19 protein-coding genes are annotated in these 16598 nt (G+C 53.1%); 2 read left to right on the top strand and 17 right to left on the bottom strand.

Translation table 11 applies throughout. From position 1 onward, the window contains the following. Positions 1-19 precede the first annotated feature (19 nt). From KJS55_RS10190 to fliD, 3 genes are read right to left on the bottom strand one after another with little or no spacing between them, the layout of a single operon-like run. The gene (locus KJS55_RS10190) at positions 20-433 is read right to left on the bottom strand and encodes a hypothetical protein (RefSeq protein WP_187029497.1); all 414 of its coding nucleotides are present in this window, start codon (positions 431-433) and stop codon (positions 20-22) included. Positions 434-438: 5 nt separating this feature from the next. Further along, complete coding sequence (gene fliS, locus KJS55_RS10185; protein ID WP_187029495.1) at positions 439-816, bottom strand: flagellar export chaperone FliS; 378 nt, start codon at positions 814-816, stop codon at positions 439-441. Positions 817-838: 22 nt separating this feature from the next. Continuing rightward, positions 839-3346, bottom strand: coding sequence for a flagellar filament capping protein FliD (gene fliD / locus KJS55_RS10180; protein WP_213543280.1), 2508 nt, complete (start codon positions 3344-3346; stop codon positions 839-841). A gap of 167 nt (positions 3347-3513) precedes the next feature. Here fliD and KJS55_RS10175 point away from each other — a divergent pair, with 167 nt between their 5' ends. Both KJS55_RS10175 and KJS55_RS10170 read left to right on the top strand, forming a co-directional pair. Beyond that, positions 3514-4293, top strand: coding sequence for a ParA family protein (locus KJS55_RS10175; RefSeq protein ID WP_213543279.1), 780 nt, complete (start codon positions 3514-3516; stop codon positions 4291-4293). 39 nt (positions 4294-4332) lie between these two features. After that, positions 4333-5013 (top strand): late competence development ComFB family protein, encoded by a 681-nt coding sequence (locus tag KJS55_RS10170; protein ID WP_213543278.1) that lies wholly within the window; start codon positions 4333-4335, stop codon positions 5011-5013. A gap of 58 nt (positions 5014-5071) precedes the next feature. Here the strand turns inward: KJS55_RS10170 and KJS55_RS10165 are convergent, their stop codons facing one another. The 14 genes from KJS55_RS10165 to KJS55_RS10100 all read right to left on the bottom strand — a co-directional run bounded on the left by KJS55_RS10165 (position 5072) and on the right by KJS55_RS10100 (position 16576). Then, positions 5072-6361, bottom strand: a complete 1290-nt coding sequence (locus KJS55_RS10165; RefSeq protein WP_213543277.1) for an EAL and HDOD domain-containing protein — start codon at positions 6359-6361, stop codon at positions 5072-5074. 17 nt (positions 6362-6378) lie between these two features. Next, a complete protein-coding gene (locus KJS55_RS10160; RefSeq protein WP_346345689.1) occupies positions 6379-7302 on the bottom strand; it encodes a chemotaxis protein in 924 nt (307 codons plus the stop codon). A 29-nt stretch (positions 7303-7331) separates the two neighbouring features. After that, on the bottom strand, positions 7332-7811 hold the full coding sequence (locus KJS55_RS10155) for a chemotaxis protein CheD (protein ID WP_187029484.1): 480 nt from the start codon (positions 7809-7811) through the stop codon (positions 7332-7334). After that, on the bottom strand, positions 7801-8430 hold the full coding sequence (locus KJS55_RS10150; protein ID WP_213543276.1) for a chemotaxis protein CheC: 630 nt from the start codon (positions 8428-8430) through the stop codon (positions 7801-7803). Before KJS55_RS10150 ends, KJS55_RS10155 begins: the two co-directional genes overlap by 11 nt. Positions 8431-8444: 14 nt before the next feature. After that, positions 8445-9191: a flagellar hook-basal body protein gene (locus KJS55_RS10145; RefSeq protein WP_187029480.1), complete on the bottom strand. Its 747-nt coding sequence runs from the start codon at positions 9189-9191 to the stop codon at positions 8445-8447. Between the two features lie 15 nt (positions 9192-9206). Continuing rightward, positions 9207-9956 carry a flagellar hook-basal body protein gene (locus KJS55_RS10140; RefSeq protein WP_213543275.1) on the bottom strand — a complete coding sequence of 250 codons (750 nt, stop codon included), beginning with the start codon at positions 9954-9956 and terminating at the stop codon, positions 9207-9209. Continuing rightward, complete coding sequence (locus tag KJS55_RS10135; protein WP_187029476.1) at positions 9932-10798, bottom strand: sigma-70 family RNA polymerase sigma factor; 867 nt, start codon at positions 10796-10798, stop codon at positions 9932-9934. Before KJS55_RS10135 ends, KJS55_RS10140 begins: the two co-directional genes overlap by 25 nt. Then, positions 10795-12897, bottom strand: a complete 2103-nt coding sequence (gene flhA / locus KJS55_RS10130) for a flagellar biosynthesis protein FlhA (RefSeq protein WP_187029474.1) — start codon at positions 12895-12897, stop codon at positions 10795-10797. Before flhA ends, KJS55_RS10135 begins: the two co-directional genes overlap by 4 nt. Positions 12898-12999: 102 nt before the next feature. Beyond that, positions 13000-14058 carry a flagellar biosynthesis protein FlhB gene (flhB, locus tag KJS55_RS10125; protein ID WP_187029471.1) on the bottom strand — a complete coding sequence of 353 codons (1059 nt, stop codon included), beginning with the start codon at positions 14056-14058 and terminating at the stop codon, positions 13000-13002. A 36-nt stretch (positions 14059-14094) separates the two neighbouring features. After that, entirely contained in the window at positions 14095-14859 is a 765-nt protein-coding gene (locus KJS55_RS10120; RefSeq protein ID WP_187029469.1) for a flagellar biosynthetic protein FliR, read from the bottom strand. A gap of 15 nt (positions 14860-14874) precedes the next feature. Beyond that, positions 14875-15135: a flagellar biosynthesis protein FliQ gene (gene fliQ / locus KJS55_RS10115; RefSeq protein ID WP_187029467.1), complete on the bottom strand. Its 261-nt coding sequence runs from the start codon at positions 15133-15135 to the stop codon at positions 14875-14877. Positions 15136-15153: 18 nt separating this feature from the next. Beyond that, positions 15154-15825, bottom strand: a complete 672-nt coding sequence (gene fliP, locus KJS55_RS10110) for a flagellar type III secretion system pore protein FliP (protein ID WP_187029465.1) — start codon at positions 15823-15825, stop codon at positions 15154-15156. Positions 15826-15832: 7 nt separating this feature from the next. Further along, positions 15833-16198 (bottom strand): FliO/MopB family protein, encoded by a 366-nt coding sequence (locus tag KJS55_RS10105; protein WP_228300510.1) that lies wholly within the window; start codon positions 16196-16198, stop codon positions 15833-15835. Positions 16199-16207: 9 nt separating this feature from the next. Next, positions 16208-16576 (bottom strand): response regulator, encoded by a 369-nt coding sequence (locus KJS55_RS10100; protein WP_187029461.1) that lies wholly within the window; start codon positions 16574-16576, stop codon positions 16208-16210. Positions 16577-16598: the final 22 nt, after the last annotated feature.

Raw genomic sequence — 16598 nt, 5'->3', positions numbered from 1 at the left:
TCCCGCTTTTCTCTGGACATCAGCCCGATGGGCCGGTGTCCAATTTTTTATGATAGAGCGATTTTTCGCCGCCCAGCTTCTGATTCAGAATCCTGTCAAGCTCCACAATCTGCTTGAGCAGCCGCCCGTTGAGCGCCACCTGCTCTGCCAACCGTTCTTCTTCCTTCCCTACCGCCGCGGCTCCGTTGAGAAGCTCCGCCAGCTGACGCGCCTGCGCTGGCGCAAGCGCGTCCCGCTGTTCCTCCAGCGCATGGCGAACCTTGCGTAAATTCTCCAGCGGTTCTCTCCGCATGGAAAGCAGGATGCGTATGGCGACCTGATCGCCCCGTTCTATCGCTTCTGCAAGCTGCTTCGAGATGTCAAACGCTTCGTTCAGCAACGTGTACATTCGTTTTTCCAATGCCAAAGCCTGCTGCAGCTCCAACGCTTCCATACCTCCTACTTCCTCTGTTTTGCGTTTTTTGCCGCCTCACGGAACGCCTCCCGCAGCTCGCCCGCCTTGATTTTTACTCCGGTCAGCGGCTCTTTCCGCCTGCCGATCTTTGCGCGTCCCAGCTCATAATGGAAGTATTCATACAACCGGCCCAGGCTGTGGCTGATCTCATATTTCCGGTCCAGCGTGCTGTCCAAATAATCTATAATCTCAATACCGCGCTGCACAGATGCCTCAAACAGCGGATACTCCTTTTTATCCAGCGCCAGCTCCGCCTGCACCAGCCGCTTGACCAGCTCATCATACAGCAAAAGCAGCAGCTCTTCTTGTGTCATGGTGGCGATGCTCTGTTCCTTGTATTGCTGATAACCCTTCAGATCCATCGTAATCGGCTCACCGCCCTTTTCAATAGCCGCTCATCAAGCCGGCGAAGTAAGAGCTCTGCGAATTCATTTCGCTGACCAACTGCTCCAGCGCTGAAAACTTTGCGGTATAGCGGTCAATCTGGTCGGACATTTTGTCCTGCCACTTCTGAATTTGCTGATCCAGCGCATCCAGCTGCGTCTGAATTGTATTGGAATAGAGCGTGCTGCTGGCCAGCGGGGAACCTGCCTTCTCCACCAGGATTCCCTTGCCGCCCGTAGTCTTTCCGTACAGATCCAGGGGTGTCTTCAACGCCTGCATCAAGCCATTGGTGGAAGCACCGCTCTCTGTGCTCTTGGTAAAAATATCCCGTACCTTGTCCGGGTCAGTCTCCAGGGTGGCGCGCAGAGTGGTCTCATCCAGAGTCAAGGTCGTCAGTCCGTTGCTGTAGGCCGTGGTAATCCCGGCGGCCTTCAGCGCCGCGCCGTCGCTGCCGGTCATGGAGACAGCGTTGAGCAGGCGGCTGTACAGGGCGGAGAGATCGGAATCGCCAAACAGTAATCCCTGCTTTGCCTTCTCCTCATAGGCGGCAATGGCGGACTCAGACATCCCCTCCATATCCTTGTCCGTCAGCGGCTCATAATACGCGCCGCTGGACTTTTGGGCCGGCAGAGTGGAATAGGCGTTCTTGATCTCCGTCACCATGGCATTGTAGTCCTCCACCATGGATCGGATTGCATCCACGACCTTATCTGCGTCAGAGGTGGAGGTAAAGGTCACAGCCTCCGGGTCCTCCACCAGAGTCCCCGCCGCTGTTATGACCTTTCCACTTTCGTCCGTTACATCCGTCTCTGCATAGTTGAAGGTCCCCTTCAAATTTACACTCAGTCCGTCCACGTTGAAGGTATTGCTGCTGCGGGTAATATCCTCCAAAATCTGGCCATTAACCGACATGGAGAGGATCGCATCCTGTCCCTTCTCCTCCGTACCGCCCCCAAACAGGGCACTGGCCAGGCCGTCGCCCATCTCCACACGGCCGGCGGCGCCGCTCTCCTTGGCCACGAACTGAAACTGGTTGGTGGTCTTGGAGTAGTTGACAGTGACGCCCACATCCGCGTTGCCGTTGATCGCAGTCAGTACGCTCTCCAGAGCGGTGTTTTTGCTGAAGCTGCCCACCACCTGGTCGTTGACTTTGAACTCGTACAGAAATTCGCCCTTGTCGTCCACCCGGTAATACTGGCCGTCATCATAGCTCTTGGCCACTTTATGACCCTTGGAATCCACATAGTAGGAATAGGCAGGGGTGTCCTCCGTGGCCTCCACATCAATTTTTTTAACCTCGCCCTCGGCTTTTGTCAGGGTAAACTTGCCCCAGTCTGCGTCCTTCAAGATGTCTCCCAATGTCTGGCTAGTGTCGACATAGGTGCTGGCGCCGCTTCCCAGGCCAATCGCCTCGGCCGCATTCCCGGAGACCGCCATCGTGGACCCCTTCTGGGTCGTCAGCTTCAGGGAAAACGCATCCCGACCGCTGACACTGTTGCGATCCACTGTAATCTTCCCAGCGCCGAAGCTATCATCCAGCCTCTTTTGCAGCTCGTCGAGATACTCCACATTGGTCCATGTATGTCCATCCGCTTTTCGATAGTCGGGCAGGGTGATCTTCTTCGTCACACCATCCAGAGTGACCGTCAGCTCCTTGCCGGAGAGATAATCCCCTACGGTGCCGTCCTCATTCACAAGCTCCACACCGGACAGATCCAGGCTCTTGGTGCTCTCGGAGGGCGTGAGTCCTAAGGTCTTTTTGATATCCCCGCTGGCCGAGCTGATATAAACATTGTTGCCAGCGCCGCCCTTGTCATAAAATTCAATGCTTTCACCGTTGACGCGCACTCCGATTCTTGTATTTGCATCCACCATCGTGCCGTCCGAGAGCGTCATGGTTTGCTCGCCCAGCTTTTCGTCAATCGCCTTGGCCAGCTCGTCGGCGCTGCTGTAAATATCCAGTTCACCGAAGTCGACGGTATAGGACCGCCCCCCGCCATAGTTAATCGTCAGTGAACCGGAGAGATTGCTCAGCGGCTGCTTCTCTTTCAAATTGATTTGCTCTCCGGAAATGGAGGGCAAATCGCCGCTCCCGCCGGTCAAGCCGGAGACTGTGTAGATTGCCGACTTGGCCAGCTGCTTGACGCCTAAGATCTGTACATCGCTGTTGGTCCTGCCGCTGGCAGAGATCTTATCCGCATAAGCACCAGCCGTGCTGACCTTCACCGCACTGTCAAAGAAGGCCGTGGACATCAGGTTCGTCGCGGACATATAGGAGGTATATTTATCGGTAAAGGCCGACATTTTTGCAATGATGCTACGGTAGGCCTCCTGCTGCCACTCCACCTTGGTCCGCTTTTGCTGCAGATTTGAGATTTTCAGTTGATAGCCGGAGACGGCATTCTCAATCAGAGTTTCCGTGTCAATTCCACTGGCTAGGCCTGAAATGACATTCCGGGTGCCGTAAATGCTGCTGGAGCTGCTGCCCACGCTGCTGACAGACGCCATATCCTTTCACTCCTTTGAAAAACCGGGCATTGCCCTCTTATTTATTGACTAAATTTGTCGATATTCTCTATGAGTGGACTTCATAATTCTTCTATTTTTTTATCGACACATCTCTTCAGAAAAATAAGAGGGAATCTCACAGTTTTTACATTGGGAGGCGGAATTCCTTGCCAGAGATTATTACTGTTACCAATCAAAAGGGCGGCGTCGGAAAAACAACCGTCGCCGCAGCACTGGTCTGCGGCCTTCACCAAAGAGGCGCCCGGGTGCTGGGCATTGACCTCGATCCCCAGGGAAATCTGGCCTTTGCCCTTGGACTGGATATTGGGAGCGGACATACTGTTTATGATGTGCTCACCGGCGCTGCCATGATTCAAGAGGCCGTAATATCCACCCAGTATGGAGATATTCTTCCCTCTGACATCATGCTGTCCACCGCCGAGGTTGCATTTACAGCGCCGCGCCGCGAGTTTATGCTGGCCCAGCAGCTGAATCTGCTCTCAGGTGCCTATGACTTTGTTGTGATTGACACTCCGCCGGCACTGAATATTCTGACGATCAACGCCTATGTCGCCTCAACAAGCCTCATCATTCCCATGGAGGCGGAGGTCCTCAGCCTGGTTGGAATCTCTCAGATTCAAGACACCATAGAAGCGGTACGCCAATCCTTTAACCCGAACCTGAAGGTTCTGGGCATTCTCCTCAATAAATTTAACGCCCGTCTGACTCTCTCTCAGGAGATTCTGGAGCTGGCGGAGGAGGTCGCCTGTCAACTGGACAGCCAAGTGTTTCCCACGAAGATTCGAAGGGGCGTCGGAGTCGCCATGGCTCCGGCTCATGGTCAGAGTGTTCTCACCTACCGTCCTGCCTCTAAGCCTGCCTTGGATTTGCAGAGTATCGTAAGCATTGTGGCGGGAGATCGGTTTCCACTTCCGGAAAAGAGCTGATTGCCGGCCGTTTTTTCAAGATAAAGGAGTATCGCTCATATGGCCTCAGTAAAGGGTTCCAACACCAGCAAAACCGCCCATGTTATGAATCTGCTCAGCAGAAACCGCGGTGCCGAGCCTCCCCTGCCCACAGACGGCGCGGCTGCATCTGCTTTGCCGGAAGACACCCATAGCCCGCAGGCACCCCCTATTCTGACATCCCTGCAAAATGATATGGCAGTCTCCTCTGCCATTAAGGACGCTCTGCAGGCATCCTTGGAGGAGGAAGCAGAAGCACCAGCTCCTTCTTGTTCCATGCCAGAACCACCGGTGCCTTCCCTTTCACAGGAAAATCACATGCAGGACGCGCCCCCTTCCGCGGAAACGCCGCCAGCTACACCTCCAGCCGCGGAAAAAGACGCTGAAACTCAGCCGCCTGCGGAGCCCCTTTCCTCTCCCGCAGTCTGCGAGACCACCTGCGAAAACATTATGCAGCTTCTGGTGGAGGAAAAAGCCGATCAGTATATGACGCTCTTTGGCCTATGCCGCTGCAGCCGCTGCAGGAATGACGTTTTGGCGTTGGCATTGAATCAGCTTCCGCCCAAGTACGTCGTCATGCCGGTCCGTGAACTCACTCCCAGGCTCTCTATCTATGAGGGACGGTTCAACTCCGCTGTCACCGCCCAGATCCTGCGTGCATGCAAGGAGGTCCTGGAGCACCCCCGGCACGATATATCATAAGTCTATCATATTTGAAAGCCTGACGCGGTACTGCGCCAGGCTTTCATTTTTGACAGGCTTACTGCCCCGCTCCCGGCGCACTCCCCTCCGGCTGGTCCTGCTCCGCATACGGATGGTTCAACTGCTCCCACAGCATATTGACGTTTTCCATGCAGATAAAATACACGCCGGTCAATACCTGGTTGGGAATCCCCAACTCCTCCGCGAGGCCGCTGATTTTGTTCCAGTTGGCGGCCTCATAGCTCAGCACCAGATCATACAGCTTCCCGCAGCGTCCCTCCTTGCGCAGCAGTGCCGCCTTAATCTCCTCCGCAATTGGAACCTCATTTAAAATTTCCTCCAGCGGCGCGTCAATGAGGTAATTGAGCGTAGAAAACATTCCCATTAAATATGCCTCTGATCTGGAAATCGGCATATCCTGGGCATACTTCATCAGTTCACTGCAGAAGTTCGCCCGCATGAAAGATAATTTCAGGAACTCTTCCGCTCCGGCATCCATCTGGTTATCCGTGCTGCCGGCACTGAGCAGATAAATCCACTGCTTCAGCTGCCCCAGTCCCAGCGTCATAATGGCTTGGTGAATCGTCGTCGCCCGATGCCGCAGAGCAAAATACACCGAGTTTGCCATCTTCAGCAGGGCGAAGCTGAGGCTGGCGTCCATAGAGATCATCTGCTCGATTTCATTGACATCCGGCTCATCCTTCGTTACCGCCACCATCAAGCGGAAAAAGTTGCTCTGAAGGTACGCTCCGCTATGGGCCTTTGTCGTCAGCTTCTCTGCGACATAGGTTCCCTCCATCGCATCTGCGCCCAACGCCACCGCCTTTTGGTACTGCTTCTCCGTCTCGATATTGGTGACAATGCACTTTTTATGCATGCTGTGTGCAATGTCAATAATATTATGCATGGCGGCATCTGTCGTTGTTTTGGAATTGAGCTTGATATAGTCTAGACTATCCAGCAATGTCAAATATCGGGGTGCAAACTGGAATTCGTTGGCCGCAATCTTATATCCCTCCCGGGCATACTGATTGACAAAATGCATGGACAGCGGATGTATGATTACACTGTCGTCAATCTGAATCACAAGCTCTGACTTATCAAACAGCCTTGGCGTTTTTTTCATCAGGAGCATGGTGGTAAAGGTCATGAAGTTCAAGGAGCCCTTTAGGCTTTTTGTGCTGTTCTGCGTCAAAAAATTATAGATGGTATCTGCTGCGGCAAACTCATTGGCCGCACCGGCATCTCCTATAAACGCCTGGTTTTCACCGTGATATAGAATCTCATATCCCAGGATTTCACCTGCCGCATCTTTAATCGGCTGTCTTACAATGTACTTGCTGCCCATGGCCCATGCCTCCGCATTCAGCGTTTCGGATGATCCAGCAAATGGTCAATCACCTGAACCAAATGCCCAATTTCCGGCTTACTCATCTGCTCATCCGCTCCCAGCTCTTTTCCCTTGCGCCGCATCTCTTCTGTAATCAGAGAGGAAAAGATGACCAGCGGAATATGTTGAAACTCTTTGTCGCTCTTTACCAGCTTTGTGAGCCGGTGTCCATCCATCTGCGGCATCTCAATATCCGTGATGATCAGCGATACCAACTCGTCCAGCCTGTCATTGCCCCGCAGGGTGTTCAGATAGTCCCACAGCTCCTGCCCGTTGGGGAACATCCTCGTGTTGACATAGCCGGACTTATGCAGCGCTTCCTCAATCATTTTGCTTAAAAGTATGGAATCTTCTGCCACTACAATGGCAGAATCACTGCGGTTCCGCGGTCCCAGCTGCTCAATTTCAGACATCTGTATGGTGGTCTCCGGCGCAATCTCCGCCACAATTTTTTCAAAGTCCAGAATCGTGACCAAATCTTCCCCGCACTGGGCAATCCCTGTGGCAACGCCCTCTCTGCCTCCGGATATTGTTTTGTCGGGCTTTTGGATATCCTTCCAGGAAATACGGCTGATCCCCACTACGGTGTGAACCCGGAATGCAATATTCATTTTATTGAAATTGGTCACAATAAACAGGTCTTTTGGCCCTTTTTCCTCCGACACTCCCAGCAAATATTTCGGCAGGTCCACCACTGTGATCACGACATCCCGCGGCTTGAAAATACCCTCCACCGCGGCGTGCGCATGGGGCATGGGCTTAACCGGCGCGGAAACCAGAATTTCTTTCACCTTTGCCACGTTGATACCATACAGGCTGCCATCGATGGTGAACTCCATGACTTCAATTTCATTTGTCCCGGACTCCAGCAAAATTCCCTTTTTATCTTCTTCCAGCATATTGGGCCACTCCTCTCCGTCAGTGATTTCTAAATAATAAGCTCTGGCTTGCCATAGCAGCGGACGCATCCCATGCCCGTTGATACATCAAACAGCAGGGTGCGCGCCACGGTTCCGCCCACATCCTCTTTCAAAAGCCGGATACCCTCCCGCTTTAAGTTGATGTGAACGCTTTCGATATTGCGCTGTCCAATATTTCCCAGTGCGCCGCCGCTGACCTCAAACATTTTCGCTCCGCCTGCGATCTTCGCGGTGATGCGGGAACGCATCGCGCCTCTGGACTCCATCATCCGCAGGGTCTCACGGATTCCTGTATCCGCGTATTTCATGGTATTGGTGCGGCCGGTCTCCATATTCAGCGGCAGCATGACATGAACCATGGCCCCCAGCTTTTTCAGCGGGTCGTACAGGCAAATGCCGATGCAGGACCCCAGCGCATAAGTCACCAGCATCCCGCTGTCCTTTGCCATCTTCATGTCCGCAATACCAACAATCAGCTTATGCTCCACTGCTCACGCCCAGCTTCCTTAGCAAAAAGTTTAAAGATCGAATGTCCGGAGACAACAACAGCCGGCAGGGAACTGTTTTGCCATTGCGGACGAAATTGCCGCCAATGGTCATAATATAATCCGACTGTCCCCCGTACTCTGCCATGGGCACCGTCATAATGGCCCCCTGCATATCCACGGTAAAGGCGGGCACTGTCAGCTCAATATCAATTCCCGCCAGACTGCTCAGGGCATTGATAAAGGTAGAAATCATAATATTTCCTACCTCAATTAGGGCAGAGCACTCCATCTCATGAAGGCCGCTGTAATCCTCAACGCCCTTTCCCAACATACTCTCCAGCACCAGATTGACAAATTCCAGCTGCTGTACGGAGAGCATGATCCCATTCACCTGCCCGCTCATCTTGACCAATACGCCTGCTGTGATCTCCTCGGGGCCTCCGATCCACTCAATGGCCTCGTTGTACCCCATGATGCGCACCTCCGGCATCTCAATCCGTACCTGCTGCCCAATCAGTGAGGACAACGCGGTGGCGGCATTCCCGGTGCCAATACTCCCGATTTCCTTGAGTGTGTCAAGTTCCAAAGAATTCAGGTCGCTGTAATTTTTAATGGTCATTCGCTCCTCCTCCCTCAGCTTCGCAGATTGTTGATGACGGTTTCAATCTCATCAGACGTCTGGACCATTTTCAGCGCCATGCTGTAGGCCCGCTGGGATTCAATCACCTTCGTCATTTCCTCTGCCAGATCCACATTGGATGCCTCCAGCATTCCGTGAACCAGCGTCCCGTCCCCAACCCGGAGTCCGCCGTTCTTTTCAACCGCGAGAAACCTTGTTCCATCCAGATGCTCCATACCGTTATAATTGATATAATCGAAAATTCCCACCGGCTGTTCCGCATTACCGTCTGTCACTTCAATCATGCTGCCTGTGTCGCTGAGAACAAAGCGGCCGTCTCCATCGGACAGGTACATCACCCGCTCTATGACAGGTTGTCCATTTTCATCCGTCTCGCCGGTGGCTCGTTGCAGCTCCGCGATGGAAAATGCTCCGTTTCGGGTAAGCGATACTTCATTGGTGGTCAGATCCACCAGCGCGAAAAAGCCGTCTCCTGAAATCATATAATCCTGCGCTCTCCCTGTATCAATACCAGCGCCGGAAGAAAAATCCGTGTCTGTGGTCCACAGGCAGGCCCCCGCCCCTGAGGGCAGCTGCGCATTGTCAATCGCCTTGATATCCTCATACATCAGCGCCGCAAAGCGTCCCTTTTCCGCCTTGAACCCATATGTATTGACATTTGCAATATTGTTTCCCTGAACATTTAGTCTCTTTTGCTGTTGATGTGCGCCAACCGCGCCGATAAAGAAGGATTGATTCATCTCTCGGTCATCTCCTTACATCCGTCCGATTTCCGTGGTCGCTTTTGTCATCAACTGATCGTACATTTTGGAAACCTGGGCCGCGCTTTGAAGCGCCCGTTGGTATGTGATCATTTCTGTCATCTGCTTAACGATGTCCGTATTGGAGCGTTCCAGATATCCGTTGAGCACCTCCGCGTCCTGTGCGGCCGTGCCCTGCGCACCCACAAACAGTCCTTCGCCATTGCGTTCCAGCGCGCCGGTATCCTCAAAGAGGAACACCCCCAGCTGCCCGATCAGCCCGCCTTCGTCATAGTAGATGGTTCCCTGATTTCCACCGTAAATCTGATCCGTTCCCAGATAAATGGGCTGCAGCTCCGGATTCAGCACCTGTCCATATCCCGGCAGGCAGAGGTAGCCTGCATCGTCCAGCGAAAAATTGCCCATGCGCGTATATGCAATTCCGCCATCCGGATCTTGAACGGCGAAAAAGCCGTCTCCATGGATGGCAAAGTCCAGCGCTACTCCCGTCGGTTCCAGCGTTCCCTGTGTATAATCGGTGTAAATTTGGCTGGCGGCGCGGATATAGCTCTGTCTTCCAATCTCCTGCCCGGTATTGTGCTTGTTTCCCATCCGGCTGTACATGACATCATCAAATGTACTGGCGGTATACCGGTCCTGCTTATATCCCGCTGTGGAGATATTCACCATATTGTTGGCTATGACATTCAAATTCTGCTGATGTGTCAGCATGGATGATGTCAGGTTATAGAATCCCTTGAACATTTCTGATTCCCGCCTTTCCTTGTGGGAGTATTGGTCCCACGAAAATACTGCTCCATGTGATCTCTCAGCTTTTGAATGGCCCGGGCGTGTATCTGAGAAATTCTCGGACTGCTGAGGTCCATGACTTGGGCAATCTCCTTCATATGCAGGTTCTTTTCGTAATAGAGGGACAGCACAATCTGCTCGTTCCTGGACAGCATTTGAATGCCCTCCGCCAGGATCTGCTGCAGTTCCTGTGTTTCCAGGGCCTTCTCAGGCTGCGTTTCGGCATCTCTGGATGGGACCTCCACCCGAAAGTCGTCCGCTTCCCGTGCGTCCATCAGCATGTCCAGGGAGAGTATGCTGCTCAGTGCGATTCCCGCTATGTCCTTTTGGTATCGCTCCTTTGTGATCCCCAGTTTTTCGGCCACCTCGCCCTCCGTTGGATGCCTCCCCAGCAGGGCGGTCAGCTCTGAAATGGCTTTGTCAATCTCTCTGCCCCGCTGCCGGACGGTGCGGGGAATCCAATCCTGTTTTCTCGCCAAATCAATGACCATGCCGCGAATTCTTTTTGAGACATACGTTTCAAATTTTACCCCTTTGCCCGGGTCATATTTATCAATCGCATTCAGCAAGGTGAGAATTCCCTCGTTGACAATATCATCCACCTGGGCAAAACTGCTGTATACGCCTCTTACTTGAATGGCTGCACTTTTGATCAGGTCCGTGTAGCGAAGAACCACCGGCCACTTCAGTGCCTCATCCCCGGTCTCTTTATAAAGCCTCAGGAGCTCCTGGGTATCCAGCTTCTCAACTGCTTCCTCCGTATAGCCATGATCGGCGTAAGCTGTTGCTTCACTCACTGGCCCACCGCCTTCCGTGACGCCGTGTCCATGGCGATGTTTCCGATGGCCTGAATCTGTACAGAGCTTGTGACCTCATTGAAGGAGAGCACATAGACTCCAGGGTAAAATTGTGTAATCATCTTGCTGAAATATCCGCGGATCACCTGGCTGACCAGAATCACCGGCGTCTGCGAGAGCTCATTGAACTTACGAAGATACTCCGCCATCTGTGTGACGATCTGCTGCATCAGATCCGGCCCCATCGCCAGATAGACGCCCTGCTCATTTCTTGTCAGCGAGGAAATGATCTTCTTCTCCACCTCGGCGTCCAGTGTGACAACGCGCAGCTGCCCATCTTCACAGAACCGGCGCGTAATCGTCCTGGCCAATGCACCGCGCACCTGTTCGGTGGCCGCGTCCACGTCCCGCCCCTGGCCCAAGGCGTCCACCAAGGTCTCCAGAATCGTTCCCAGGTCCTTGATCGGTACGCCTTCCTTCAAAAGACTGCGCAGGACCTTTTCCAAGGTGGCATAAGAGACCACGCTTGGAATTGCCTCCTCCACAAGCTCCGGGGAGGATTGCTTCAAATTTTCCACCAGTTGAATCGTCTCCGCCCGGTTCAACAGCTCATACGCATACTTTTTGATGGTCTCCGAGAGATGCGTCAGCATCACAGACAGAGGGTCAATCACCGTGTAGCCATAAACCTCCGCCATCTCCCGGTTCTCCGGCAAAATCCAGCGGGAGGGGATTCCATAAGCTGGTTCCACGGTCTCAATACCGTCGATCTCCCCCAGAGGATTCGCCGGCTCCAGAGCCAGGTAGTAGTCCACCAGAATCTCTCCCCTGGCCACCTCTTCTCCGCGAATGCGGATCACATACTGGTTTGTCCCCAGGGATGCGGCGTCATGCAGACGAATGGATGGAAATACAAAGCCCATGTCCTGGGCGTACTGCCTTCTGAAAATCACGATACGGCTGATCAGCTTTCCACCCTGGCCTTCATCCACCATGGGGATCAAGCTGTAGCCGAACTCCATTTCTATCGGTTCAACTGTCAGCAGGGAGTAGACATTGTTGATATCCTTGTAGTAATCACTTTCGCTGGGCGGCGCCTCTTCCGGCTGTGCCGCTGCGCCCTCGGCGGCGGCTGCAATGGTTTTCTGTCTTTCCATGCTGCGTTTGACCAGATAGCCGCCGCCCACAAGACCCCCGCCGCCGATGATCAGCGCAGCATGCGGTGTGTTTGGGATGACCCCCAGAAAAAGCAGGATGACGCCTGTCGTCATCATGGCTCTCGGCTGGGCTTTAAACTGCGCAATCACATCCCTGTTGAGGCTGCCCTCCGAAACGGACCGGGTAACGACCATGCCGGTAGCTGTGGAGATCATCAGCGCTGGCAGCTGGGACACCAGGCCGTCGCCAATGGTTACAATGGAGTAGGTCTGCAAAACCGTGGCGAAGTCGCCGCCGCCCATCACCATCCCAATGATGACGCCGCCCACAAAATTGATCAGGGTAATGACAATGGACATGACCGCGTCGCCCTTGACAATCTTCGTGGCGCCATCCATAGCGCCGTAGAAGTCTGCCTCTTTTTGTATTTTCTGGCGCCGTGCTCTTGCCTCCTGCTCGTTAATCAGGCCGGAAGACAAATCCGCGTCAATAGCCATCTGCTTGCCAGGCATCGCGTCCAGTGTGAAGCGGGCCGCCACCTCAGCCACACGCTCGGCGCCCTTGGTAATCACAATGAACTGTACCAGAACAATGATTAAAAAAATCACCACGCCGATGACAATATTTCCGCCGGTGATCAGCTGCCCGAAATTTTGAATGACCTCGCCCGCATAACCGTCCCGGAGAATCATTCGTGTGCTGGATACATTCAGTCCCAGGCGGAAAAGTGTTGTTACCAGCAGCAGGGAGGGAAAGATGGAAAATTCCAGTGCCTCCGAAATATTCATGGTAATCATCAGGATCATAATCGCCAAGCCGATATTGACAATCAACAAAAAATCCAGCAGAAAGGTGGGCAGGGGGATAATCAAAAACAGGACGATGACTACGACGCCCAACGCCACCGCATTATCCAAGGCTATGTTCAGCAGCCGTTTCATGTCTGTTTTGCCCTCCATTGATCCCTGCCAGCTCTTGCAGGTCCTGAACATCTATGGTCAAGAAGCGCTCGCCCCGGCTTCTCCGGCAAGGTGCGGTCTGCTTCAAAGTGTTCTCTTTGTTAACTTGAAAATGTAAACCAGCACTTCTGCCACGGCTCCGTACAACTCCGGCGGAATCTCCTGGTTCAGCTCTGTCTGCGCATAAAGTGCTCTGGCAAGCGGTACGTTTTCAACAACCTCCACCTGATGCTCCTGCGCAATCCGCACAATGCGCGCAGCTAATTCATCCTGGCCCTTTGCCAGCACAATGGGCGCGCTGTCCTTCTCCGGCTGATAGCGCAGCGCCACTGCAAAATGCGTAGGATTACGGATGACAACATCCGCGTGCGGAACCTGCTGCATCATGCGCCGCTGCGCCATTTTGCGCTGATTCTCTTTAATTTTCCCCTTGATTTGCGGGTCTCCCTCAATCTGTTTATACTCTTCCTTGATCTCCTGTTTACTCATTCTCAGCTGCCGCTCGTATTCCCACCACTGGTACAAAAAGTCCAACGCCGCAATCACAACAAAAGCAATGATGATGGAGACCGCCATGCTCTTGCCGCTCTCGAACAGGTGTCGGCATGCAGCTTCAATATCTGTGTACAGGTATTTCGCACTCTCCAGAAATTGTGACTTCAAGCTCAGATACACAATCACCAGGAGCAGCGTGATCTTCACAATTCCCTTCAATGCATCTATGACGCTTTTCAGGGAGAAGAGGCGTTTGATGCCCTGCTTTGGGCTGATTCTGCTAAATTTCGGCCGCAACAACTCGCCGCTGACCAGAAATTTTGTCTGCGCCAGCGTCACCGCCACGGCGCAAAATCCTGTCACCAGTGTCATAGGAAGCACGGTCTTGGCCAGAATCCAAGACGCCTGCTGTGCGATCTCCCGGAGGACCTCCGTCCCACCCGCCGGACTCCCGCAGGCAGCCAAACAATAGGCGACAAACTCTCCCATCTGGGCGGTCATGGCTCTGGCCAGCAAAAAAAGCGTACAAATTGCGGCCGTCAGCGTCGCAACAGCCACCGCGTCCTGGCTTAAAAACGTATTGCCCTTCTTGCGCTCATCCCGTCGTTTTTTGGGTGTTGCCTTTTCGGTTTTTGAGCCCTCGGCCAAGGTTTGTCCCCCCTGTCTCCCCGGGCTGTCTGCCGCCTACCCGGTCATCGCCAGCAACTCCCGCAGGCTGTCCAGCATGGTCATTTCAGTCTGCAGTAAAAATTCGCTGAAGGGTGAAATCAGCAGCAGCAACAGAATGAGCCCGATCAGCACCTTCAGTTCGATATTGATGGAAAACACATTGATTTGCGGAATCGCCTTCATCAAGATTCCCATCCCCACCTGGCCCAGCAGCTCCGCCGCCAAAATCGGCATGCAGAGCTTTACTGCCAGCACGGTGCATTCTACAAACAGCTCCAGCGCCGCATCTGCAACCTCCGGGCCGATGGCAACACCACCAAAGCCCACAATCTGTCCTGACGTTACCATCATACGCAGCAAAGTGTGATGCCCGTTTGCCGCAAAGAACAGCAGTGTCATCAGAACATTCAAAATCTCTCCCGTTACGGACAAATTGCTCTGTGCTCCTGCGTCGTAAATCTGATTCATGGTCATTCCCATCTGGGTATCAACCGTTAGACCTGCAAGCTGGACGATGTAAAAGAAAAAATTCATCACCATACCGAGGATGAACCCCAGCGCCAGCTCCAAAAGGATTTGAATGGCGAAGACGATGGTCTCCCTCGGAACATCCACCTTCTGTTCCGTCACGGAAAATACAAACACAGACAGCGTCAAAATCAGGCCGCCGCGAAAAATACCCGGAATATTTCGCCGTCCCAGCAACGGATTGAATAAAACGAATCCGCTCATGCGGGCAGTGATATACAAAAACAGGGTGAGCTCTCCCCAATCGACCATATGTATGCACTCCTGCTAAGCGGCAATCATGGCAAATAACTCCTTCGTATAGTCCTGCAGGGTTTCCAGCATCCAACCGCCGCCGACCAACAGCACCAGCACCACAACAATCAGCTTCAAAGCAAACGATATCGTCTGTTCATGAATCTGTGTCACCGCCTGTAAAACCGCGACCACAACACCTACCAGCATGCTCAAAAGCAGCATCGGACCGCCAAGCTTCAGCGTCACTCCCACTGCATCTCGCATCAGGCTCATTACAACTGTCGTATCCATGTTTCCTGTCTCTTTCCGCTAATGAAAGCTTTTCACCAAATTGGAAAAAAGCAGTTCCCAGCCATTGATCGTAACAAAAAGGAGCAGCTTGAACGGCATTGAGATCATGGACGGCGGCAGCATAATCATGCCCATAGACATCAAGGTAGAGGAAACAACAATGTCAATCAGCATGAATGGAATATAAAGCACCAGTCCGATCATGAAAGCCCGCTGCAATTCGCAGGTCATAAATGACGGTACAACCACGCGCAGCGGCAGCTCCATCGCTGTCTCTGTGTCTATCTCTGCCCCTAAATCTACATGGGCCAGGTCGCAGAACATGGTCAGCGTGGTTGTCTTTGTGTTGCGGAGCATGAACTCCTTTAAAGGAACCTCTGCCCGGCTCAGAAATTCTTCCTGGGAGATTTCCTCCGCGGCATATGGTTCGTAGGCCTCTGTGCGGATCTGAGCAAATACCGGCTGCATGGTAAAATACGTCAAAAACAGCGCGATTCCGATCAGCACAATGTTAGGCGGTGTCTGCTGCGTCCCAATTGCCGAACGCAAAAAGGAGAAGGAGATGACATATCTGGTGAAAGAGGTCATCATCACCAGCAGGGAGGGAAGGAGGGCGATGACAGTGGTGAGAAACAAAATTTCCAGCGTCTGCACATGATCGCCGTTGATATTGATGAATCCTTCGCTCACCGGTCATTCACCTCCGCTGTTGTTGCAGGCTTTTTTGAAGCACTTCGATAAATCCTGGCTTCCCGCCGTTTTCCGGATCTTCCGGCTTCTCTCTCAGGATCGCCGCCTCTGCCTCGGTAAATTCGGCCAGCACTGTGATGGCGTTGGCCGTGACGCCCAGAAGGAAGCAGCGTGTGCCGGCCTGCACCATAATCAGCGCCTCACTTTTCCCAAGGGTGGTCTGTGCGAGAATTTCTATCTGCTTCCCGGCTCTTTTGACATGAGCTACCGGCATCCCCCCTGCGATCCGCCGCGTCACCCAACAAGCTAGGAGCAGAACTGCTATGATGCAAAAAAGGAGCCATAGCAGAGCAGAAATATCAGAATCCAGCATGACGCTCCATCAAGGGGTTCCTAAAATATTGTTCACGGTCTTCAGAACACGATCCGGCTTGAAGGGCTTTACAATAAAGTCCTTCGCTCCTGAGCGGACTGCATCCATCACCATCCCCTCTTGTCCCATGGCGGAACACATGACCACATTTGCGCCGCTATCCTTGCTTCTGATTGCCTTAAGCGCCTCCAGACCATCCATATTTGGCATAGTGATATCCATAATCACCAGGTCCGGCTTGATCTCACTGTACTTTTCCACCGCATCCGCCCCGTCAACGGCCTCATACAAATCCGTGTAGCCGTTTTTGCTCAGCGTATCCTTGATCATTTTCCGCATAAAAGCGGCGTCATCCACCAGCAAAATTTTCTTAGCCATTCTCATTCCATCCTTTTCAAGC

The sequence above is a fragment of the Pusillibacter faecalis genome, from assembly GCF_018408705.1.
Taxonomy (GTDB): domain Bacteria; phylum Bacillota; class Clostridia; order Oscillospirales; family Oscillospiraceae; genus Oscillibacter; species Oscillibacter faecalis.
Note: the sequence above shows the minus strand (reverse complement) of the source record. Positions and strands in the feature narration are given on the sequence as shown.